This is a genomic window from Chlamydia pecorum E58 (assembly GCF_000204135.1).
Lineage (GTDB): Bacteria > Chlamydiota > Chlamydiia > Chlamydiales > Chlamydiaceae > Chlamydia > Chlamydia pecorum.
On record NC_015408.1, the window covers coordinates 593,828 to 611,317 of the forward strand.

Consider the following 17,490-nt stretch of genomic DNA (forward strand, 5'->3'; position numbering starts at 1 on the left):
AATTATCGATATTTTTAAAATTGTAGTTGTCCACCAGCTTGTAAGAAATGACTTTGTGTAGAGGTAGAGATTTCTCCAGAGTATTGGATGGAAATATTCATATAATCAAAAATTTTTGCGGTGCTTTTCATTCTTGCATAGAGTGCATTGTAAGCTACTGGAGCGGCAAATGTATTCCATGTTCCGAGGCTAGAAAGTAACATCGTGTAGATTTTTGGCTTTTGTCTATAGAGAGTTGGGACGTAAGCAAGCTCTAATTCCCAAAGCATAGGAACATGATGAGATTTTTCCCATGAAGAGCGCAACCCTAAAAGCATAGAAAGGTTAATAAGAGGATCTAAAGTAGAAAACTTCCGGGCATGTGCCCCTTCTTCAGTGAATGCTTCGTTTGAAGCATGGATTGCTTGTAGCGTAGCAAAGGGAGTTGTTTGTAGTGATCGCGTCACATTTTGGGGAGAGAGAGCTAAGGAGAGCTGAGATCCTAATGTATGACTATGAAATAGAGCTCGGGAAGCTTTAACATTTGTGAGTTTATGGGCTGTATATGCGTACGCAAAGGAAAGAAAGGTAGAAAGTTTTTCATGGAAGAAAGGAGCATCGAATTTGGCTCCAGCAAAGTAGTCATGAGAGATGATGGTATTATGGGTTTGGGATTCCTTTAGCCTAGAAAAGGATTGGGAAAATCCTACAGAGATCTTATGATTTGTTACAGAAGTTGCTGTAGTGTTGACAGCATAGCCTGTAGCATGACTATGAAATCCATGGAGGTTTTTAGAACTTCTTTGGTGAATGAAAAGTCCTAAGCCATGGCCTGCAGCAGAAAAGGTTGCATTAGTATCTGTTAAAGACAGACTACGGAGATTTGCAGTAGTGGCATAGGCAGATTGCCATAGGATATTGGCAACAATGTCTCCTTGTCTTTTAGGATCGGGGATGTAACCTACAGGAGTCCAATCTGCGTAAAGAATTTTATGGCGTGTATTTGCTGTAAGTGATGATGAAGGATCAGCTGTTGTTATTGTCTCTATCCAATAAGGGGTCCAGAGGCCTTGGTAGCCGTAATGAGTGGTAGAATTTAGAGCGTCAACATTTAAGTTCGTAGTATCAATTTTTGGAGTGCTATTATCCAAAAGATAGAGCAGAGGAACTCGCTTTAAAGCCAATGACAGATCTGTGCTATCGTAAGGGCTAGCATTGTCTTCATTGGTTACGCTTAGTGGACCAGAGAGAGTGATAGTAGGATTATTATCTTCTGTATAAGTCGTTACATTACTAGTTGTGCTGCTAGCAGGATAAACCCAAATTTTGGGGGGCTGAGCATTAGCTTTTAAGATCGAAGGGAGGTTAATTGCTATGTTATTTAATATTATATTACTGCCATTAGAGGTTGTTGAAGCTTTTTGATTCGTTGTAACTATTCCCCCTTGTCCTAGACGTACCGTTCCCCCTTGTTGGAAAAGTTGATAACAGGCAATTCCAGCATTATCTTCAATGGCAAGAACTCCGTTATGAAGCTCGTAGGTGTTTTGAAGGTAAGAGAAGAAATTTTTTTCATCGGTATGATTTTTGTCTACTGTCGCTCCAGAAAAGAGTATGGTTCCTTGATGGTAAGGTTCAGGATTGAAACGACAAGCTGTGTTCGTGAGATATTTGTGTTCTATAGGGTCATAGAATTTAATGCTAAAGCCAGCACGTGCGCTGAGCATAGCATTTAAATTTTGTGTCCAGTGACAGCAATTGCGATATGGAGGAGTTGTACTATTGACATTAAAACTATAATTTTCATTAAAGGTGATATCACCATTATCTGCAGATAACACTAAGGTACCGCCATTCGTGATACTATAGTTAAGAAGGGCTCCTCCCCAGCATGCAATATTTCTTAAGAAATTTACAGGACCGTTATTACGAATTGTAAGTGAAGCGAAATGACATGCACCTGCATTTTCCAAGGATTGGTTATCTTTGAAAGTAATAGGAGAACTATTGTTTTCAAGAATAACAGTTTCAGCTTCGATTGCTCCGCCGTTTCGACTACTTCCTTTAGAAAAAGCAAAATTATGAGAGAAAGTTATGGGACCAGAATTATTTGTTAAAGAGCAGGTATTGGAAGCATAACATGCACTACCATTTCCCGCGTGGTTCTTAGTAAATACAATAGCTCCTTTATTTTCAGAGATCGTGATGGAGGTAGACGCATAAATAGCTCCTCCTTCATTATCTCTTGTGGAATTATTGCTAAAAATGATGTCCCCAGTATTACTTGTTATCGAGGTTGTCGTGGAATATATTACTCCTCCATGATTCGTTGCAATGTTGTTCAAAAAATTGCAGCTGCCGTAATTATTTTTGATAACACAATTTGTTGCTTTGATTGCTCCTCCTTGATTTTGATTCACATTAGATAGGTTAAGTCTGGACGCTAGATTTTGAGAAAACCAGAAATCATTATTGTTAATTATTGAGCATGTTCCTGTAGCACAAATTACCCCTCCATTTTTACAAGAAATATTTTCTCTAGCATAGAAGCCGTAGGGATTATTAATGATTTCGATATTGTTGCAGTAGATCGCTCCACCAAAGTCATTTGAAAATATTCCATACAGTAAAAGTTGACGATTTTTCTCTGAAAGCACGATATTTTGAGTCTCGTCACGGGAAAACCCTGGGAGAGTTTCTGGGTAGTTTTCACCTAATAGAGTGTATTCATCCCAAAGGGAATTTTGATTTGAGGAGGGTATTGCACTTAGGATTTGTGAAAGGCTGGGATGTTGTTTAAAAGAACGCCATTGTAGAGGCGTATCTCTTCCTAGCAGAGTAGCACAATAAAACGACGGGAAGAGGAGATAGAACACTACCGATCGCATAAATCTGTACAAAATAGAGTATCTATGAACTTTTCCTATAACGTATGTACTTCTCATTGTCTAGAATTTTGGTGATGTAGGCATGGAATGGGAATGAAGATTCCTACAAAGTGTTTGTATCCTAGTGCTGATGTCCTTTTCGTAGAAAGTGAGAGCTAGAACTTTCTATGGAGACCTGTAGAGACCCTTTGATGAGTATATCCGCGTTTATTTTCTAAGGTGTAATCTAGGAAAGCTTTGGTATAGGAAGCAAGAGAAACTAGATTATGGATCTGCACAAAGATCCCATGACGAGAAGGGTTGGCTCCAAAGATTTTCGTGCTTTCTTGGTTAGAGACAATAGACACTATAGTATGAGGATTTACTCGGAAAATGTCTGGGGTATAGGCCACTTTTAGAGTTAGCGTTGAAGGAGCTTTTTTAAACGGAGAAAATACCTGTGTTGAGCAGCCTATAGGTAGGGAGACGTTGTATCCTGCACCCCGTGAAAAGCTTCTTGCTAGGTCTCCAGTTTCTGTAAAGGCGGCCTGCCATCCTCCAAGAAAGTCTGCGGAGATAAATCCTGTGAGGTTGAGGATTTCTGCAAGGCGATTTGTTAACTTACACCAATACAAAAAGGGATGTTCAGCAGCAACCACAACATGGAAAGTGTTGTTATACCAATTTCCCTGGGATTGTCTTGTGCTATTTGGTGTAGTATAGGTTGTCGTGAGATGGTTCCTAGTATACTCATATTCAGCTTCCCAAGAAAGTCGCACTTCGGTTTTTTCCGTAACTATGGGGAACCTTCCGAAGAACGAGCATAGCGTCATAGATTCGGAGACTTTAGCACTATAGGGATGGGCGTTAGCTTTGCCATAAAGCTGCCCAAAGGCCATACCTACGGTAGCATCATCTGGATAGCGCATGGCGAGAGTTGCTTGATATCCTCCGAATCTTCCGGAGTACCCTTCGCGTCCCTGGCGGATTCCTTGATGGATATAATTTCCAATTCCCCTTAGTGCAATAGAGACCCCCCCTTCTTGAGCTAGAAGGGTTTCTTGCAGAGCATCTGAGAAGGCCTTGCTTGCCAAGAACGACATCCATAGGGTATTGGTGACAAGCTCCGTACGGCGCTCTGGAGCAAAGATATAGGTAGCTTTATCTTGAGGGGAAGGTGTCCAGAGAACATAGAGCATGTTTGCTGGAGGTGTTCCTGCTCCTCCTGGGAAGGTTCCGCTAGGGGTAGGGGCGAATAAAGGTCGTGTCCATGTGGAGGACCAGCTTCCCTGATAGCCATAATGTTTAGATACAGGGATTTCCCCAGGAGTAAAAGCGTCTTTTGTAATTGTTCCTGTTCCAGTAAGGTTTACTGCAGGGATGGCAGTGGAGGTTTTTAGGAAGGAGTTATCGTAGAGGTCATAATCATCATCGTACACCAATTCTAAGGAGCCCGTTAAGGTGGTTGTTGGAGTTTGAGCACCAGTAGTGGATGGCCCTGCTATGGTTGCAGAAGAGAAGTTCGGAGAAAGAAACGAAAGAATATCCACTCCTAGCTTGCCGATAGTGAAACTCTCTGCTGCTGGGGTGTTTGCTGGTGTTGTTGTCGCTACCCCCAAGGTTCCTCCGGATCCTAGGGTTAATCTTCCTGTAGATGCGGTAAAGCCTAAAACATTGACAATAGCATTTTGTGTAATGCGCAGTTCTCCATCTTGTACTTGAACGTTTCCAAGTAGAGTGCTGGTTTTATTTGCAGGAATGAGGCTTTCCCCTAAAGAAAGATTCTCAGCAGAAAATACTACAGATCCAGAAAATCCTGAGTTATTAATGGTAATGGTTTCAAGAGTCGCAGGTTGTTGTTGTCCTCCTTGTGTTGTGGTTGGAAGTTCATGTGTAATAGGATCGTAAAATAGCAATTTTGAGGAAGATTGCGCTTGTAAAGCTAAGATTTTCCCTCCTTCTTTTACGGTGATCGCATTACGCACGCTAGGAACAGAGCTGAGCATATTTCCATCGAAGGAGATCGTATTCTTATAGGCGGAAATCTTCAGCGTGGATTCAGTTGTAGGGGGAGTTGTTTGATTTCCTATAGTAGGGCTGACGAAGATCGCCCCTCCAGATGTGGCGCGGTTATTTTTAAAGGTTGTCATCCCATAAGAGTTGAGCTCGAACACCTTAGCGCAAATTGCTCCTCCTTTCTGTGCTGCTGTGTTGCTGTGGAAAGTTAAGGGGCCTGTATTGGAAATCTCGCATGTTTGTGCATAAATCGCTCCAGCAGAACCTGGAGTGGCATTGTAGCTAAATGTAAAAGATCCAGAATTGTTTTCCAGGATTAAAGATCCGTTAGGGATACAAATGGCCCCTCCGGCTCCAAAAGCAAAAGTTTCCCCTGTTGGGGCGGAAATCCCGGACAAGCTATTCGCACAGGAGTTCCCAGAAAAGGTGATGTTTCCCGTGTTATCGCTAAATGTAACCTGTTTTCCGTTATGAATTACCCCACCACTGCACGTACTGAAGTTTTGAGAAAACTCCATAGTTGCAGAGTTGTTTGCAATCGTAACTGTAGAAGTGGCGCTATTAACACAACTAATTACGGAGCCAAAGTTTGCACAGTTATTGAGAAAGGAGATCTTTTCAGAAGTATTTAGAATCTTTAAGGAGGTATCTACTCGAAAAATGGATTGCCCCAAGTTTATTTTTGTTGCCGGTGTGGGCGTAGGAGGATTTGCTGGGGGATTTGTTGGAGTTACTTCAGCAGGAGGAGAATAGGGGGATTTATTATTGAGGAAGACTAGGTTTTTATTGTCAGTAAAGAGGATGTCTTTACTGAGGATCATTCCGTTTTCCCCTGAGGCTTGGTTGCTATCAAAAAGGAGTTTCGAGAACCCTTTTAGGATTAGGGTTTCCGTAGCGGAAATAAATCCTGAAGAGCCAGCAAGTGGCGCTTGACAAAAGGAGAACGTTAGAGAATTCCCCTTTCCTTGAAGAGTAAGATTGTTAGCATTCCCTATGAATGAGGTTGCAAACTCTGTTCCTAAAACTTGATTGAATGTGTAGTCGGAGCTGAGAGTCACAGTGTTGCCTTGATTAAACATAGGTAGAGCAACATTGTGGTTGTGATGCGAGCCAAAAGACCAGCTTGCACTACAAAGACAAGCGAAAACGCAGAAAGAAGAGTGCTTAAAAGAAGGAGGCATGTGGCAACCTTGTCGTTATAAAGATTAAAATCTAAATTTGCTTCCTAAATCTACTGTGTATTGACGAGAAGATCTACGAATTTCACATCCTCCGTGTCCGTATATCTCTATGTTGTTATTTACTTTGTTATGGCTTGATGCCTGCACTTTTACCCCCCATCGGGATGGGTTTGTTGCCACTGTCGTCCAGGTGGCTCCATTTGCTATTAACACTGTGCTGCAATTGGGGTTGTAGCGGTACACATCAGAGATACACGATAAAGAAATACTATAAAAATCTGGAGCATGATGGGAGGTTTTATCGAACTTTATTCCTGCAGGAACTGAGACATTCATTAAATGGCCATGCCCGAAGGCTCTGCCTTCGGTGTTTTTCTCTTTAAATCTCCCTTGATTGGCATAGGCAACTTCCGCTTTAACAAAGGGAATGAGCTTCTTAAGATTTAAGATTCTGGAAGAGAGCACCACAGGGAAATTTGCTTCAAGTTCTCCTAGCCAGCCGTTATTGCTCCATCCTGCCTGGGCTGTCCCCAGGGAGGTATAGTTTGTTGTTAGGCGTTCGTTACTTCTGCAGTAGCTTGCTCTTGTTGCCATCGAAGCAAAAAGATTAGAGATATTAAAGAAGGGCTTTGTAAATCCTGTGTAGGCAGTGATGACATACACTTTAGATTTGTCATTAGCAACGAGGTAATCCTTGGATTTTGCAAATAGCTGGCCAAAACCGAAGCCAAACACGGAATCCGCAAGGGTTTGCGTATTGGCATGAAGAACATAACCCCCACTGATATGTCTATAGCTACGCGCAGCTTGCGTATGGTTGCAGTGGAAGAAGCTGGAAATTCCTATTAAGCACAGCCCCTTCCCATAGGGAAGCCCTCGCGAGCAGGTTTCCATCACTTGATTGACTGCGCGTAGATCTACGATGTTCCCCCATAGGCTATTAGGAACTAAAGGAGCTAAACGCTCAGGGCCGGGAATGAAGCTTGTTTTTGTCCAAGTGGCGGTGAGGGTTTGCGTATTTGCTGGTGTCCCTGGAGATGTTTCTAGCTTCCAGGTTCCCTGGTATCCATAGGGAGAGCTTGTCGCTCCTGTGACTGTAGTGATATCAGTTGCATTTATATTAGGTGGAGGATTCGTATTTCCTGTAAAAGTTGCAATTGTATACTCCACAGTATTTTCATTGAGTAATTCATGATTTTCGTAAAAAGTCCCAGAACTATCTACAAAGGTTATAGGACCTGTGACGCTAAGTTGCCCTGAAGTTGAAGCGATTTCCACAGCAGCAGAATTATTCTCTCCCAAAGAGGCAAGGTTAATCGCTAGATTAGATAAGGTGATGCCACCGTTTGTATTTTGTTGGTTTGTTGTGCTTAGAGTGGTTCCTAGATCCATCACTACAGTAGACCCTGAATTTTGAGTGAAGGAATAGACTTTAAGAACAGCCCCCTTTTTTAAAATAAGGGACCCATTTTCGAAGGTGACTTGCTGATTGATTGTGGAGGTTACGTTGTTTTTTTCCGCAGCTTCGTTAGGAGGTAATTTTTCTCCAGAAAATACGATATTTCCTTGGTAATTTCCTGAGGAAGGATTGATAGTAAGAGCTGCAGGTTGTGCAGGGGGTTGGGGTGCTGTCGTAGAAATATCCGTAGTTATAGGATCATAGAAATATATAGAATTTCCTGCAGAGGCTGCAAGTGTAGAGAATGTAGCTCCCTCGTTAAAGTGGATAGCATTATGAGTGCTAGTTGTCCCTGTATTTGTAGTTGTATTTACAGTCAGGTTGTGATCAAAAATGATATTTCCTGCGTTTGCAGTAAGAGCTAAGGTGCCAGAATTGGCTACTGAGATCGCCCCTCCCTTTGCAGAAACGTTCCCGATAAATTGTGTAGAGCCATTGTCAGAGATGACGATCTTCTTAGCATAGATCGCCCCTCCTTCAGAAGCAGCGCAGTTTCCTTGGAAAGATAAAGAAGTTTGTCCCGTACATGTTAACGTAGGATCCGTAGTTGTTCCGCTACCAGTGCCACCACCTGTAGGAGCCTGCGGAGCTATGCAATAAATCGCTCCTCCGAATCCTCCAGTAATTGTAATGTTGGTTTGGGGCTGGGTTGAGGTTGAAGATAGGGTTATGTTGCTTGCTGGAGAGGCTGTGTTATTTGCAAATAGGATATTGCTGTTGTTAGAGAATGTTAAGTTCCCTAGAGAGTAAATCGCTCCTCCGGTAAGTGCACTGTTATTTTGGAAAGTGATTTTTCCAGAGTTGGCGCTTGCTGTTAAGCTTCCTGTGCTTGAGGTTCCTGTTCCTCCTGCAGGAGGATACGTACCAAGGTATATAGCCCCACCGTAATACGCAGCACCGTTACTTAAAAACGTTTGCGGAGCAGTGTTATTCACTAATTTTACAGGCCCCACACTAGCTAAAGCTCCTCCGAAAGAACTAGAAGCATTGCTGTCAAAAGAACAGGAAGTAGTTGTTCCTGTAATTGTTAAGCTTGCAGCATTAATTCCTGCTCCAGGACCTGCAGAGCGATCTTGTTGAAAGAGAATAGTTTGGTTGTCTTTAAAGATCACAGGGACTGTCGAATAGAGCATAGCAGAATTCGCTTTGACAGTATTGCTGGTTCCTCCAGTTCCTGCCTCCGTGGAGGTTAGTGTGTGGCTATTAATGAAGAGTATGTTCTTAAAATTTAAAAGGGTTAAAGGAAGGGTGAGATCTGTAACAGAGTCGCTAATTGCTGCGCCGTTAGAAGCAGAGCGAATTTGGTTAAAAGATAGGGTATACCCTTGTCCTAAGATGGTAAAATAGCCTGCTTTATTTGAGAAACAGCTTGATGATGTTTCGGAAATGGCATTATCTATATTGGAAATTATCAGATCTCCGGAGAATATCGCTGTAGTTCCTTCAGGATTAGAAAGCGTAGTATAGGGAAAGACACGCCCTTCTTGTCCGTTGAAATTTTTAGATGGGATGGGGATAGTCTCAGCAAAAACAGGAGAGGTAAGCGAGAATGCTAATGAAGAGCAAATAAAAAACTTATGAAAGGACATGTCTATTTTCATTAACAATGAAATCAGATAGCCCTACCCATAGTCAAAAAATAGTAAAAAAGCAATAACCTTTAGAAGAAAGATTTAAATCTTATCTCTGATATATAGTGTACTTAAAATTTCAAAAGGCTTTTTTTAGAAAAAAAAGCCTAGGATCTAAGAATTCCCCATACTAAAAATGAAGGTTACCATTCTTCATCATCTTCCTCAAGTTCTTGACTAGGACCTTGAGAAGATTTGCTTAGTTTAGTTTTTTTCTTGCCAAGTGTTCCAGAGAGTTTGGCGAGGAGGGATTTTTTCTTACTTTTGCTTGGGTCCCCGCTTCCTTCCGTTTTTGAGAGAACCGTACGGATTTTTTCTGTTACATTTGAACCTGATGACGCTAAGGATAGTTGTGATGAGGACAAGGTAGATTGAAGTTGTTGTTTCTCACTATCTAGTTGATTTTTGTGACTTTGTAAAGCTGAAGACTCGCTCTCTAATTGTTGAATCTGTTGTTCTAGTTGTTGTTTCATTGTTTCTAAATTGAAGAACTGTTTTTGGAGTTCTTCTTTTTTCTTTTGTTCTTCTTCAAGAGAGGAGCGTAATTGTTCTAGTTGTTGTTGTTGTTGTTGAGTAGATTGGTCTAGCTGTTTTTGGAGTTCTTCTTTTTTCTTTTGTTCTTCTTCAAGAGAGGAGCGTAATTGTTCTAGTTGTTGAATTTGATTTTCTAATGCTTTTGAGCTGCTTTCTAAATTAGCGAGTTCGTTTTTGAGTTGTTGTTGTGTATGGATTTCGTTTTGCAGGGAGGTTTGCGCATTTTGCAACTCTACAAGTTTTTGTTGAAGCTCAGCTTCTTTTGCTTCTAGATCTTGTTGGTTGTCAGCTAATTGTGCTTCTGTTTCTTTTCGATCCCATTCTTGCTGTTCTAGTTCATTTTGAAGATCAACGTAACATTGATAAAACGCAGAATAGTTCTCATGGAGCGTGTCATATTCTTTTTTGAGATTCTCCTGATCTTCTACTAACTCATTATACTCATCTATAAGCTCGTTATATTTAGCTAGGAGTTCATTATTTTGCCCATCGAGGAAGGCATTCTCTAACTTCAGCACGACGGTTTCTCTAGAAACACGTGAATCTATCCCTTTAGTCACAGCATATAGGGAGAAACATAACGACAAAACAATCAATACAGCTCCCGTAGCAAAGATTGGAATCACTATAGAGCTAGGGAGAAAACAAAGAAGAACCCCCAAAAAAGCTACAGCTACAAGGAGTAGCCCTAGGACTCCAAGAGCTAGAAACGTAATTTTAGAGGTTGCAAAGCGTGTGTAGCAAGGGGAGGTGTCCGTTTTACATGGCGGGATATATGTCGAAGAAGGCGGAGGAGGGAAGTCACTGGGAATTTCCTCCAAAGGCAGACCTTCATACTCAGATTCAGGAACAGTGGGAATCCCAGGAGTCACGTGCTTACGAGATGATACTTCTTCTATACTATGAGAATTTCCTTCATAGCTTGATGAATAAACAGAGGATGGTGAAGTCGTCATAACTTTTTTACCTTAGTAAAAGATTTTTAAATTTTTTTGAAGGAACCAGAAAAAGCTTTATCTTTTGCAAGCAAAGCCCAAGGACAAGAACTCCTTGAGCAACAAAGAAGTCTTCATCGAGAAATTAAAAAGTTGAGGGGTGTTCTTAGGAAAAAGGTAAAAAATGCACTTAGAATGCTTTGTAAGCGCGCTATTCTGTTCGGGGGGGGGGGGGGTAATAAGTCTTGCATGAGATGCTTTATGATTAAAAGGATCTATTAAAGTGGAAAAAGTTTATTTTGTTTTTTTTTGAAAATCAAGAAAAGATTTCTTTCTAGTTTATATTGCCTTCCTATTCATAATAGAAACCTAGAGAGAAAACTTCTTTGAAGAGTCTTAAAATATTCTTTATTTTGAATGGGACTTTGTATCTATCTTAGCTATGGTTCTTGCTTTGGTAAGCTTCTTGTTGCTTAGGGAGTTTTTACCTCCCCAGGTGTTTTTAAAAAAAAGCTTTTTGGAGTTTTAAAAACTCCATCTTTGGGATAAGCTTTAAATCTTTTTTATGAAGAATGGCGCTTTTCCCTATGGGTAAGGTTGACTTCCTTGTGAATAGACATGTCTTTTCATAAATTTTTACTTTAACAGGCTCTCCTAACTCTTTTTGCTAAGGGGATCCCAAGCCTCAAAGTGTGGGTATGTATAAAAACATCCTTAATATCTTTTCTAGACTAGCTCTTTGTCCAAAAGAGCTTTTCAAGAGTAGTGGTAGATAGGGTTAACCTTTACATAAAATCTTTTTAAGACTCTTCAAAGAAGTTTGCTCTCTAGGTTTTTATTATGAATAGGAAGGCAATATAAACTAGAAAGAAATCTTTTCTTGATTTTCAAAAAAAACAAAATAAACTTTTTCCACTTTAATAGATCCTTTTAATCATAAAGTATCTCATGCAAGACGTATTCATTCCCCCCCCCCCCCCGAACACAAACCCCTCCGAGCACAACGAGCGTAACCTCTTCTTGCTGTTCCCGTCTTGCGGCTTCTAAAGTTACGTTTCTTGTTCTAGGAAATCTGGAGTTACTACTTGCAACTGTAGCCCTTTTAGGGAGTCTTCTTTTTGGTTTCTCTGAGTATATAGTGGTAGCAATCTCTACTGTGGTAGCTGTACTTATTATTCTGACGTTATATTTCTCCTTACATGTTGTGAATAAAAACGAGGCATGGGTAGTTAGTTATAATGAGCTAGCTGGGGAGAAGGAGTCTCTTGAAGCTAAGTGTCGAGAGTTGGGTGAAGAGAACGAGTCTGTCAAAAGTTTAAACTCTCGTTTAGAGGAAAAGAAAAAACATAGCCTATCTGGTAAAGTCACATCATTGGGGAGCAAAGTTTCCAAGCATTTCTAGGGATGTTTTTATTTAGCGAGGAGCTCTTTAAAAGAGGAGTTTGCTTCCGCAGCTGAAGTTAAACATTCGGGAGTTTTTACGGAGTTCTCCTGAGAAGTTTGCTGAGATCCCCACGTGGCGGTTCACTCCTTTATATCCAGAGGCAAGAAAGATCCAAGCGTGTTCTCCAAGAGCCACACTAGGGGTGAGCCAAGAAGCTTGGTTGATCGCTAGCATTGTGGCTCCTGTAACCGCTTCATGGTAGAGATCTTGAGAATAGGCGACTTCAAGTTTGTAGAGGGTTGGGTAGTGTTTGGAGCGCTTCTCGCAAGTGATGCCTATGGGTAAGGAGACATGCCTTATCGAGCTCTCTTCAAAATGGCGGGCTTCTGGGTTGTCTTTTTCTTCAAAGGCATTTTGTTTGGATTCAAATGCTTGGAGCTTGATAAAGGGCCGCATAGAGCTGAAAAGTCGTGTTTCAGAAAACATCCACGGAAGTGCTGCAGAAAGTTCTCCAGATCTGCAGAGGTTTCCCCAGGAGGCAGAGCCTTTAGAGGTAAAGGTTTTGTAAGCGGTTTTTAAGGCTTGGGAGCCTTCCGCATAGCCGAAGCTTGCGGTAATGTGGATCCATGGAGAGGAGATCTTCCCATAGGCAGCATGGATATGGGTAGTGGCTTTACAGGAGTTTATGAAGTTGTCATGGCTTTTGCTAAAGATCTGAGCAACAAGGCCTCCGATCATGTTCCCTTCGTAATGTAGATGTAATCCCGAGAGATGTCCCCAGCTATTATGATGGTAGGTGTTTCCAGGAATCTGGGTATAGAAGAGATTCGAGAAGGAGGCCCCCCATAATCCCATTAGGGTTTGTGAAGCTCCCACATCTAATGTATGGATATGATCTTGAACTGCACGTAGGTCCATGGCTATTCCCCATAGGGTATTAGGAACAAGGGAAGCTTGCCGTTCCGGATGGGGAAGATACCCTGTCTTTTCCCAAATAGCTTTTAGAGAAGTCTGTGTTTCAGAATCTTCCCAAAAGAGCTTCCAGGTTCCCTGATATCCATAGGGAGAGGAAGTGTCTCCCTGAGGGTCGAGGTGGAACTTTGTCCTTTCGCTAGAGGAAGGGATCTTGAGAAGAGGAAAGGTTACCTTGGGGTGGTTTAGGAGGTCGTGGGTTTCATAAAAATTTTCCTCGGAGGTATTGAGAAACTTAAGATTTCCCGAGAGCTGGAGTTTTCCTTGGGGGGTAGTGACATTTACATGTGCAGAGCGTGAGCCATCAAGAGAGCTTAGGGGAATCGCAAGTGCCTGTATAGAAATTCCTTCTTGGGGATTATGGAGGTTTGTTGTTGCGAGTGAGGTGCCGATCTCCATGATCAACAATGACTCTTGAGCTTGGGAAAAAGAAGAGACATGGAGTTGGGCTTCCTTTTTTAAGGAGAGGGTCCCCCCTGCGAGAACCACTTTATGATGGAGAGTAGAGGTGAGATTTTCAGGGAGAGCACGCTCCTTAGGAAGGAGTTTTTCTCCTGAAAAGAGAAGCGTTCCTATATAAGCTTCTTGTGGCGTTTGGGGATTGAGAGTAAGTGTAGGTAGAGGTGAGGTTTGTCGTGGGGCTTCACTTGTAATAGGATCAAAAAAACAGATCGTAGAGTGCTTTCTTGCCTGTAATTTGGAGAGCTTCGCTTGGGAAGCAAGATGTATAGCATTATGGATCCCCGTTTGAGATGAAGTGTTTCCTTGAAAGAGTATATCTCCAAAATCTGCAGAGAGCTGAAGTTCTCCCGAGGGTTGTATTGCAATCGCGCTTCCCTTGGAGGCGTGATTGTCTATAAATATTGTAGGTCCTGTAGAAGCGATCGTCAGCTGATGAGCACATATTGCCCCACCATAGGAATCTGCGAGATTCCTAGAGAAGCTGCTATAGTGATTTTTAGATAGGGTAAGTTTTGAAGGGGTATAGATCCCTCCTCCGCAGCCTTCTTTGGAGGATGTTGAGGAGGCGGTGTTTCCTTGTAGGGAAAGATAGGTATTTCCTGAGAGTGTGAGCTCCCCAAGGGTGTAGATGGCTCCTCCACTTTGTGCTTTGTTTTGAGAGAGGATCACACTAGAGGCGTTATTTGAGATTTCAAAGGGCCCTTCAAGGTAGATGGCTCCCCCATGATTTTCTGCAGAATTCTGGGAAAAAAGAAGAGGAGAGAAATTTTCGGAGATCTCTCCTGAGGAGAGAATCGCCAGAGCTCCTCCGTGATTTTGTGTCGTGTTGTTCTCGAAGTTTAGAGAGCCTAAGGTATTTTGTATGGAGAGGTTAGGAGCATAAATCGCTGCTCCTGAGCCTAAAGAGCATGTTTGTAGAAACTTTAGATAGCAGTTGTTAACAAAGTGTACAGGGCCCTCAGAGTAGATCAAAGATGAGGAGCTAGGGGTTTTGGAGATCCAACAGTGAGTAAAGGATAGGGTATCAAAAGAGGAAAAAGTCACGGGAGAGAGGGAGGTTTGATGGATAACAAGCCCTTGCGAGGATGCATTTAGATAATGGAAATGTCCTGAATAGGAGTTTCCTAAAAAGCTTAGAGGCCCTTGGGTATTGGTAAAGCAGCTCAGAGGATGAGGAGATTGTGAGCTATCTAAATGGGAGAGAACAAGATGATCTTGAAGTGCGAATGTTGTGCCTTCGGGAGCTTCCCACAGGGCATACAGTGAGGGAAGATTCTGCCTATCTATAGGGATTTCTAAGGGAGATATCGCCAGCAGAGAAGAACTCAGAAATAACCAACAACACGGTAGAGCTTTATGCATAATCGCCCTCAGAAGTTTCTTGTATACATAGAAGACCTGAGCAAATAAAGCAATGCTGAGCGAGGGTTCCCCGCATGCATGTGTATTTGGATGTTTTAAGAGGATAGAATTTTCTCTCAAAGAGAGAAAAAGATCGGCAGCTAGATGCCGATCTTTTAGGAGAGTTAGAAGAGAATTTTCATGCTGACGCTGCCGTGGTATTTCTGTGCGTTATGTCCTAATTCACAGGTGGCGTTTCCGAAAAGCTCCACGCGATGGAAGAGAACATAGTGGTTTGTAAATTGCACAAGAACAGCTTGAGGCTCTAGGTCTAACATTTCTGCTTTCCAGGAAATCCCGTTGGAAAGGAGGGAAATTTCCCCATGGGAGTGCTTACGAAAGACATTGGGAACATACGCTAAAGAGAAATTCATAGAGTTTCTTGCTTTGTATCCGTGTCTTTCGAACTTTATCCCTGTAGGGATCCACAGGCTCATCAGACGCATATCATCGAAACTTCGTGCTTCCTCTCCAGATTCTTCGAATGCCTGCTGGTCATAGAACACTCCTTGAAGCTTGATAAAGGGAGTAATTCTACATGGGGATCTTGGATGTCCTCCAGTAATGGGGACTCCTGTAGCGAACTCTCCAGACCAACACGTACTCAACCAGGGACTTTCCTGGGAATCCGTAAAGGTGTAGTGGGTTTTTAGGGTATGAGAAGTTCTGCTGAAGCTAACTTTTGCAGAACATAGTGTTGCTAATGTCGCCTCATCTGTAACTTGTGCATATACAGAGCCAAATTGCGTTACAGAGAGATTTTGAGATACAGAAAAATCCTGAGATTTTCCAAAGATCTGCCCTCCAGAAATCCCTAAGAGGTGGGAGGAAAACAGCCGGCAGTTCAATCCTAAAACCCCGCCGAGGCTTTCGTATCTATGGCTTTCTTTATCCCCATCGTTGTGCTCAAAGTAATTGACAATTCCTGAAGACCAGACTCCTAAGGAGGAAAAAGGATTTTCAACACTAGACTCTATGAGGGAAAAAACAGCACGCATGTCCATGGCTACATCCCAAGCACTCGTCGGCACTAACGTTCCCTTACGCTCGGGATGTAAAACATAGCCTGTGGGTTCCCAAGTAATTGAAGCTTTTTTTATGGCAGCTTCTCCCTTAGGATCTTGGGTATCCTTCCATTGGATATTCCAATTTCCCTGATAGCCGTAATGGGATTCCGGCTTCCCTATAGGAAGAGCCTCTATTTTTGAAACCTGAATATTTTCAGACTCTTTTGCTTTGAGTTCTAAGATATCTACGGTAAAGCTATGTTGTAAATCAGGATGCTCATAAAAGCTATGATGGGGAGTACTTAACATGATAGGGTTCTGTAAAGAGAGCCTTCCCCCTTGGGAGATGATGCTTGCTGCTTGTTGGGGAGGGGTGTTGGTAAGGTGTAAACAGAGATTCGCAAGGGAGATATCCTTATCACATTGTAAAATGGTGTTTTTATCCATACGCACACAGGAATCTTGCTCTTGAGTAAATGAGCGCATATTTACTACAGCATCATCTTCTAAAGATAACGTTCCTGAGGCTAAACGGACATCTTGTGTGAAAATAGAGGTGAGATCTTCAAGAGTTTTCTCTTTGTTGGAGAACTGAGCCCCAGAAAAACGTAGTGTTCCTCGATACTTATGTGAACCCTCAGGAGCATTCAAGACAAGCTCTTCCGTAGGGTTTCCAATTTGGATAAGGGGATCATAGAAAGAAATATGATTTCCTTCTGTAGCGCGCAATTGTGTGATGCGTGCTCCATGATGAAGATGGATCGCATTGCGCATGCGTTTATTAGGTTGTGAGGAGACAGTGTTTCCTTCAAAGATAATATTCCCATAATCTGCAGATAACGCTAACGTTCCTCCAGCGGCAATGGCGATTGCTCCTCCTCCAGGATGGGTATCACTATGGGCATGGTTATTTTTAAAGAGTGTGGATAGCCCTGAAGAAATCGTCAGATGATGGGCGTAAATCGCGCCGCCATTGCCTTGGGAGGTACTGTTGTGAGAAAAGGTCAGTATCTCATTTCCAGAAAAGCTAACAGAGGGAACAGCTTCCTTAGAGCCTAAAAGGAACGGACAGTAAATCGCCCCGCCGTTTCCTGTTGAGGTGTTGTTGCAAAAGAGAAGGTTATGGTTATTTTGGATAAGCACAGGCCCTAAGCTATAGAGAGCCCCTTGTCCTGTTCCTGAGGTTGTGGAGGAGGGCGCTTGAATGAAGGACACCATGGAAAAGCCTGAGAGTGTGACGCTATGACCTAAGGCTTGGTGGCTGATCGTTGCTCCTATAGCGTTTGATTGGACATGGTCAAAAATTAATGCGTGTTGATTTCCAATAAAGGCAAGATTTCCCTCCGTATTGGTAAAGCAATTTGCGGTTTTATCTAGAGGGAAAAGGGCATGGGAAATCTCGACACTGTTTGAGAACACGTATGAGGTCCCTCCGGAATCCTTAGAGATCCTCGGAGATAAAAGATGAAGGTTTTGGTTAGGGCTGTAGCTGTCCAGTTCTGATAAGTAGATCACACTAGCGGAAAGGCTGTAGGAAGATAGGAGACAGGTAATACATGAGAAACGAAATCTGCGCATGTTCTAATCACTGTTAAGTTATGAAGGGGGAACTTTACTTAAGGATAAAAAAAGAAATCAAGGGAAATGCCGAAAAGGAACCTA

The 17,490-nt window shown here is 42.3% G+C and carries 7 protein-coding genes; 1 reads left to right on the forward strand and 6 read right to left on the reverse strand.

Annotated elements, in window-relative coordinates; genetic code table 11:
- Positions 1-14 precede the first annotated feature (14 nt).
- The 4 genes from G5S_RS02715 to G5S_RS02730 all read right to left on the reverse strand — a co-directional run bounded on the left by G5S_RS02715 (position 15) and on the right by G5S_RS02730 (position 10,623).
- The gene (locus tag G5S_RS02715; RefSeq protein WP_049770602.1) at positions 15-2,867 is read right to left on the reverse strand and encodes a polymorphic outer membrane protein middle domain-containing protein; all 2,853 of its coding nucleotides are present in this window, start codon (positions 2,865-2,867) and stop codon (positions 15-17) included.
- Positions 2,868-3,022: 155 nt separating this feature from the next.
- Positions 3,023-6,043, reverse strand: a complete 3,021-nt coding sequence (locus G5S_RS02720; RefSeq protein WP_013712652.1) for a polymorphic outer membrane protein middle domain-containing protein — start codon at positions 6,041-6,043, stop codon at positions 3,023-3,025.
- Positions 6,044-6,067: 24 nt separating this feature from the next.
- Positions 6,068-9,091 carry a polymorphic outer membrane protein middle domain-containing protein gene (locus G5S_RS02725; RefSeq protein ID WP_013712653.1) on the reverse strand — a complete coding sequence of 1,008 codons (3,024 nt, stop codon included), beginning with the start codon at positions 9,089-9,091 and terminating at the stop codon, positions 6,068-6,070.
- A gap of 185 nt (positions 9,092-9,276) precedes the next feature.
- The gene (locus G5S_RS02730) at positions 9,277-10,623 is read right to left on the reverse strand and encodes a hypothetical protein (protein WP_013712654.1); all 1,347 of its coding nucleotides are present in this window, start codon (positions 10,621-10,623) and stop codon (positions 9,277-9,279) included.
- Between the two features lie 1,117 nt (positions 10,624-11,740).
- Between G5S_RS02730 and G5S_RS02740 the strand changes: the two genes are divergently transcribed.
- The gene (locus tag G5S_RS02740) at positions 11,741-12,004 is read left to right on the forward strand and encodes a hypothetical protein (RefSeq protein WP_013712655.1); all 264 of its coding nucleotides are present in this window, start codon (positions 11,741-11,743) and stop codon (positions 12,002-12,004) included.
- A 27-nt stretch (positions 12,005-12,031) separates the two neighbouring features.
- Here the strand turns inward: G5S_RS02740 and G5S_RS02745 are convergent, their stop codons facing one another.
- Positions 12,032-14,782 (reverse strand): polymorphic outer membrane protein middle domain-containing protein, encoded by a 2,751-nt coding sequence (locus tag G5S_RS02745; RefSeq protein WP_155559906.1) that lies wholly within the window; start codon positions 14,780-14,782, stop codon positions 12,032-12,034.
- A 164-nt stretch (positions 14,783-14,946) separates the two neighbouring features.
- Positions 14,947-17,406, reverse strand: coding sequence for a polymorphic outer membrane protein middle domain-containing protein (locus tag G5S_RS02750; RefSeq protein ID WP_013712657.1), 2,460 nt, complete (start codon positions 17,404-17,406; stop codon positions 14,947-14,949).
- Between the last annotated feature and the right edge of the window lie 84 nt (positions 17,407-17,490).

What these genes read in the sequence shown, in the direction of transcription:
- G5S_RS02720 (WP_013712652.1), bottom strand. Translation starts at nt 6,043, where the DNA reads ATGCCTCCTTCTTTTAAGCACTCTTCTTTCTGCGTTTTCGCTTGTCTT.
- G5S_RS02725 (WP_013712653.1), bottom strand. Translation starts at nt 9,091, where the DNA reads ATGTCCTTTCATAAGTTTTTTATTTGCTCTTCATTAGCATTCTCGCTT.
- G5S_RS02745 (WP_155559906.1), bottom strand. Translation starts at nt 14,782, where the DNA reads ATGCATAAAGCTCTACCGTGTTGTTGGTTATTTCTGAGTTCTTCTCTG.
- G5S_RS02715 (WP_049770602.1), bottom strand. Translation starts at nt 2,867, where the DNA reads ATGCGATCGGTAGTGTTCTATCTCCTCTTCCCGTCGTTTTATTGTGCT.
- G5S_RS02730 (WP_013712654.1), bottom strand. Translation starts at nt 10,623, where the DNA reads ATGACGACTTCACCATCCTCTGTTTATTCATCAAGCTATGAAGGAAAT.
- G5S_RS02750 (WP_013712657.1), bottom strand. Translation starts at nt 17,406, where the DNA reads ATGCGCAGATTTCGTTTCTCATGTATTACCTGTCTCCTATCTTCCTAC.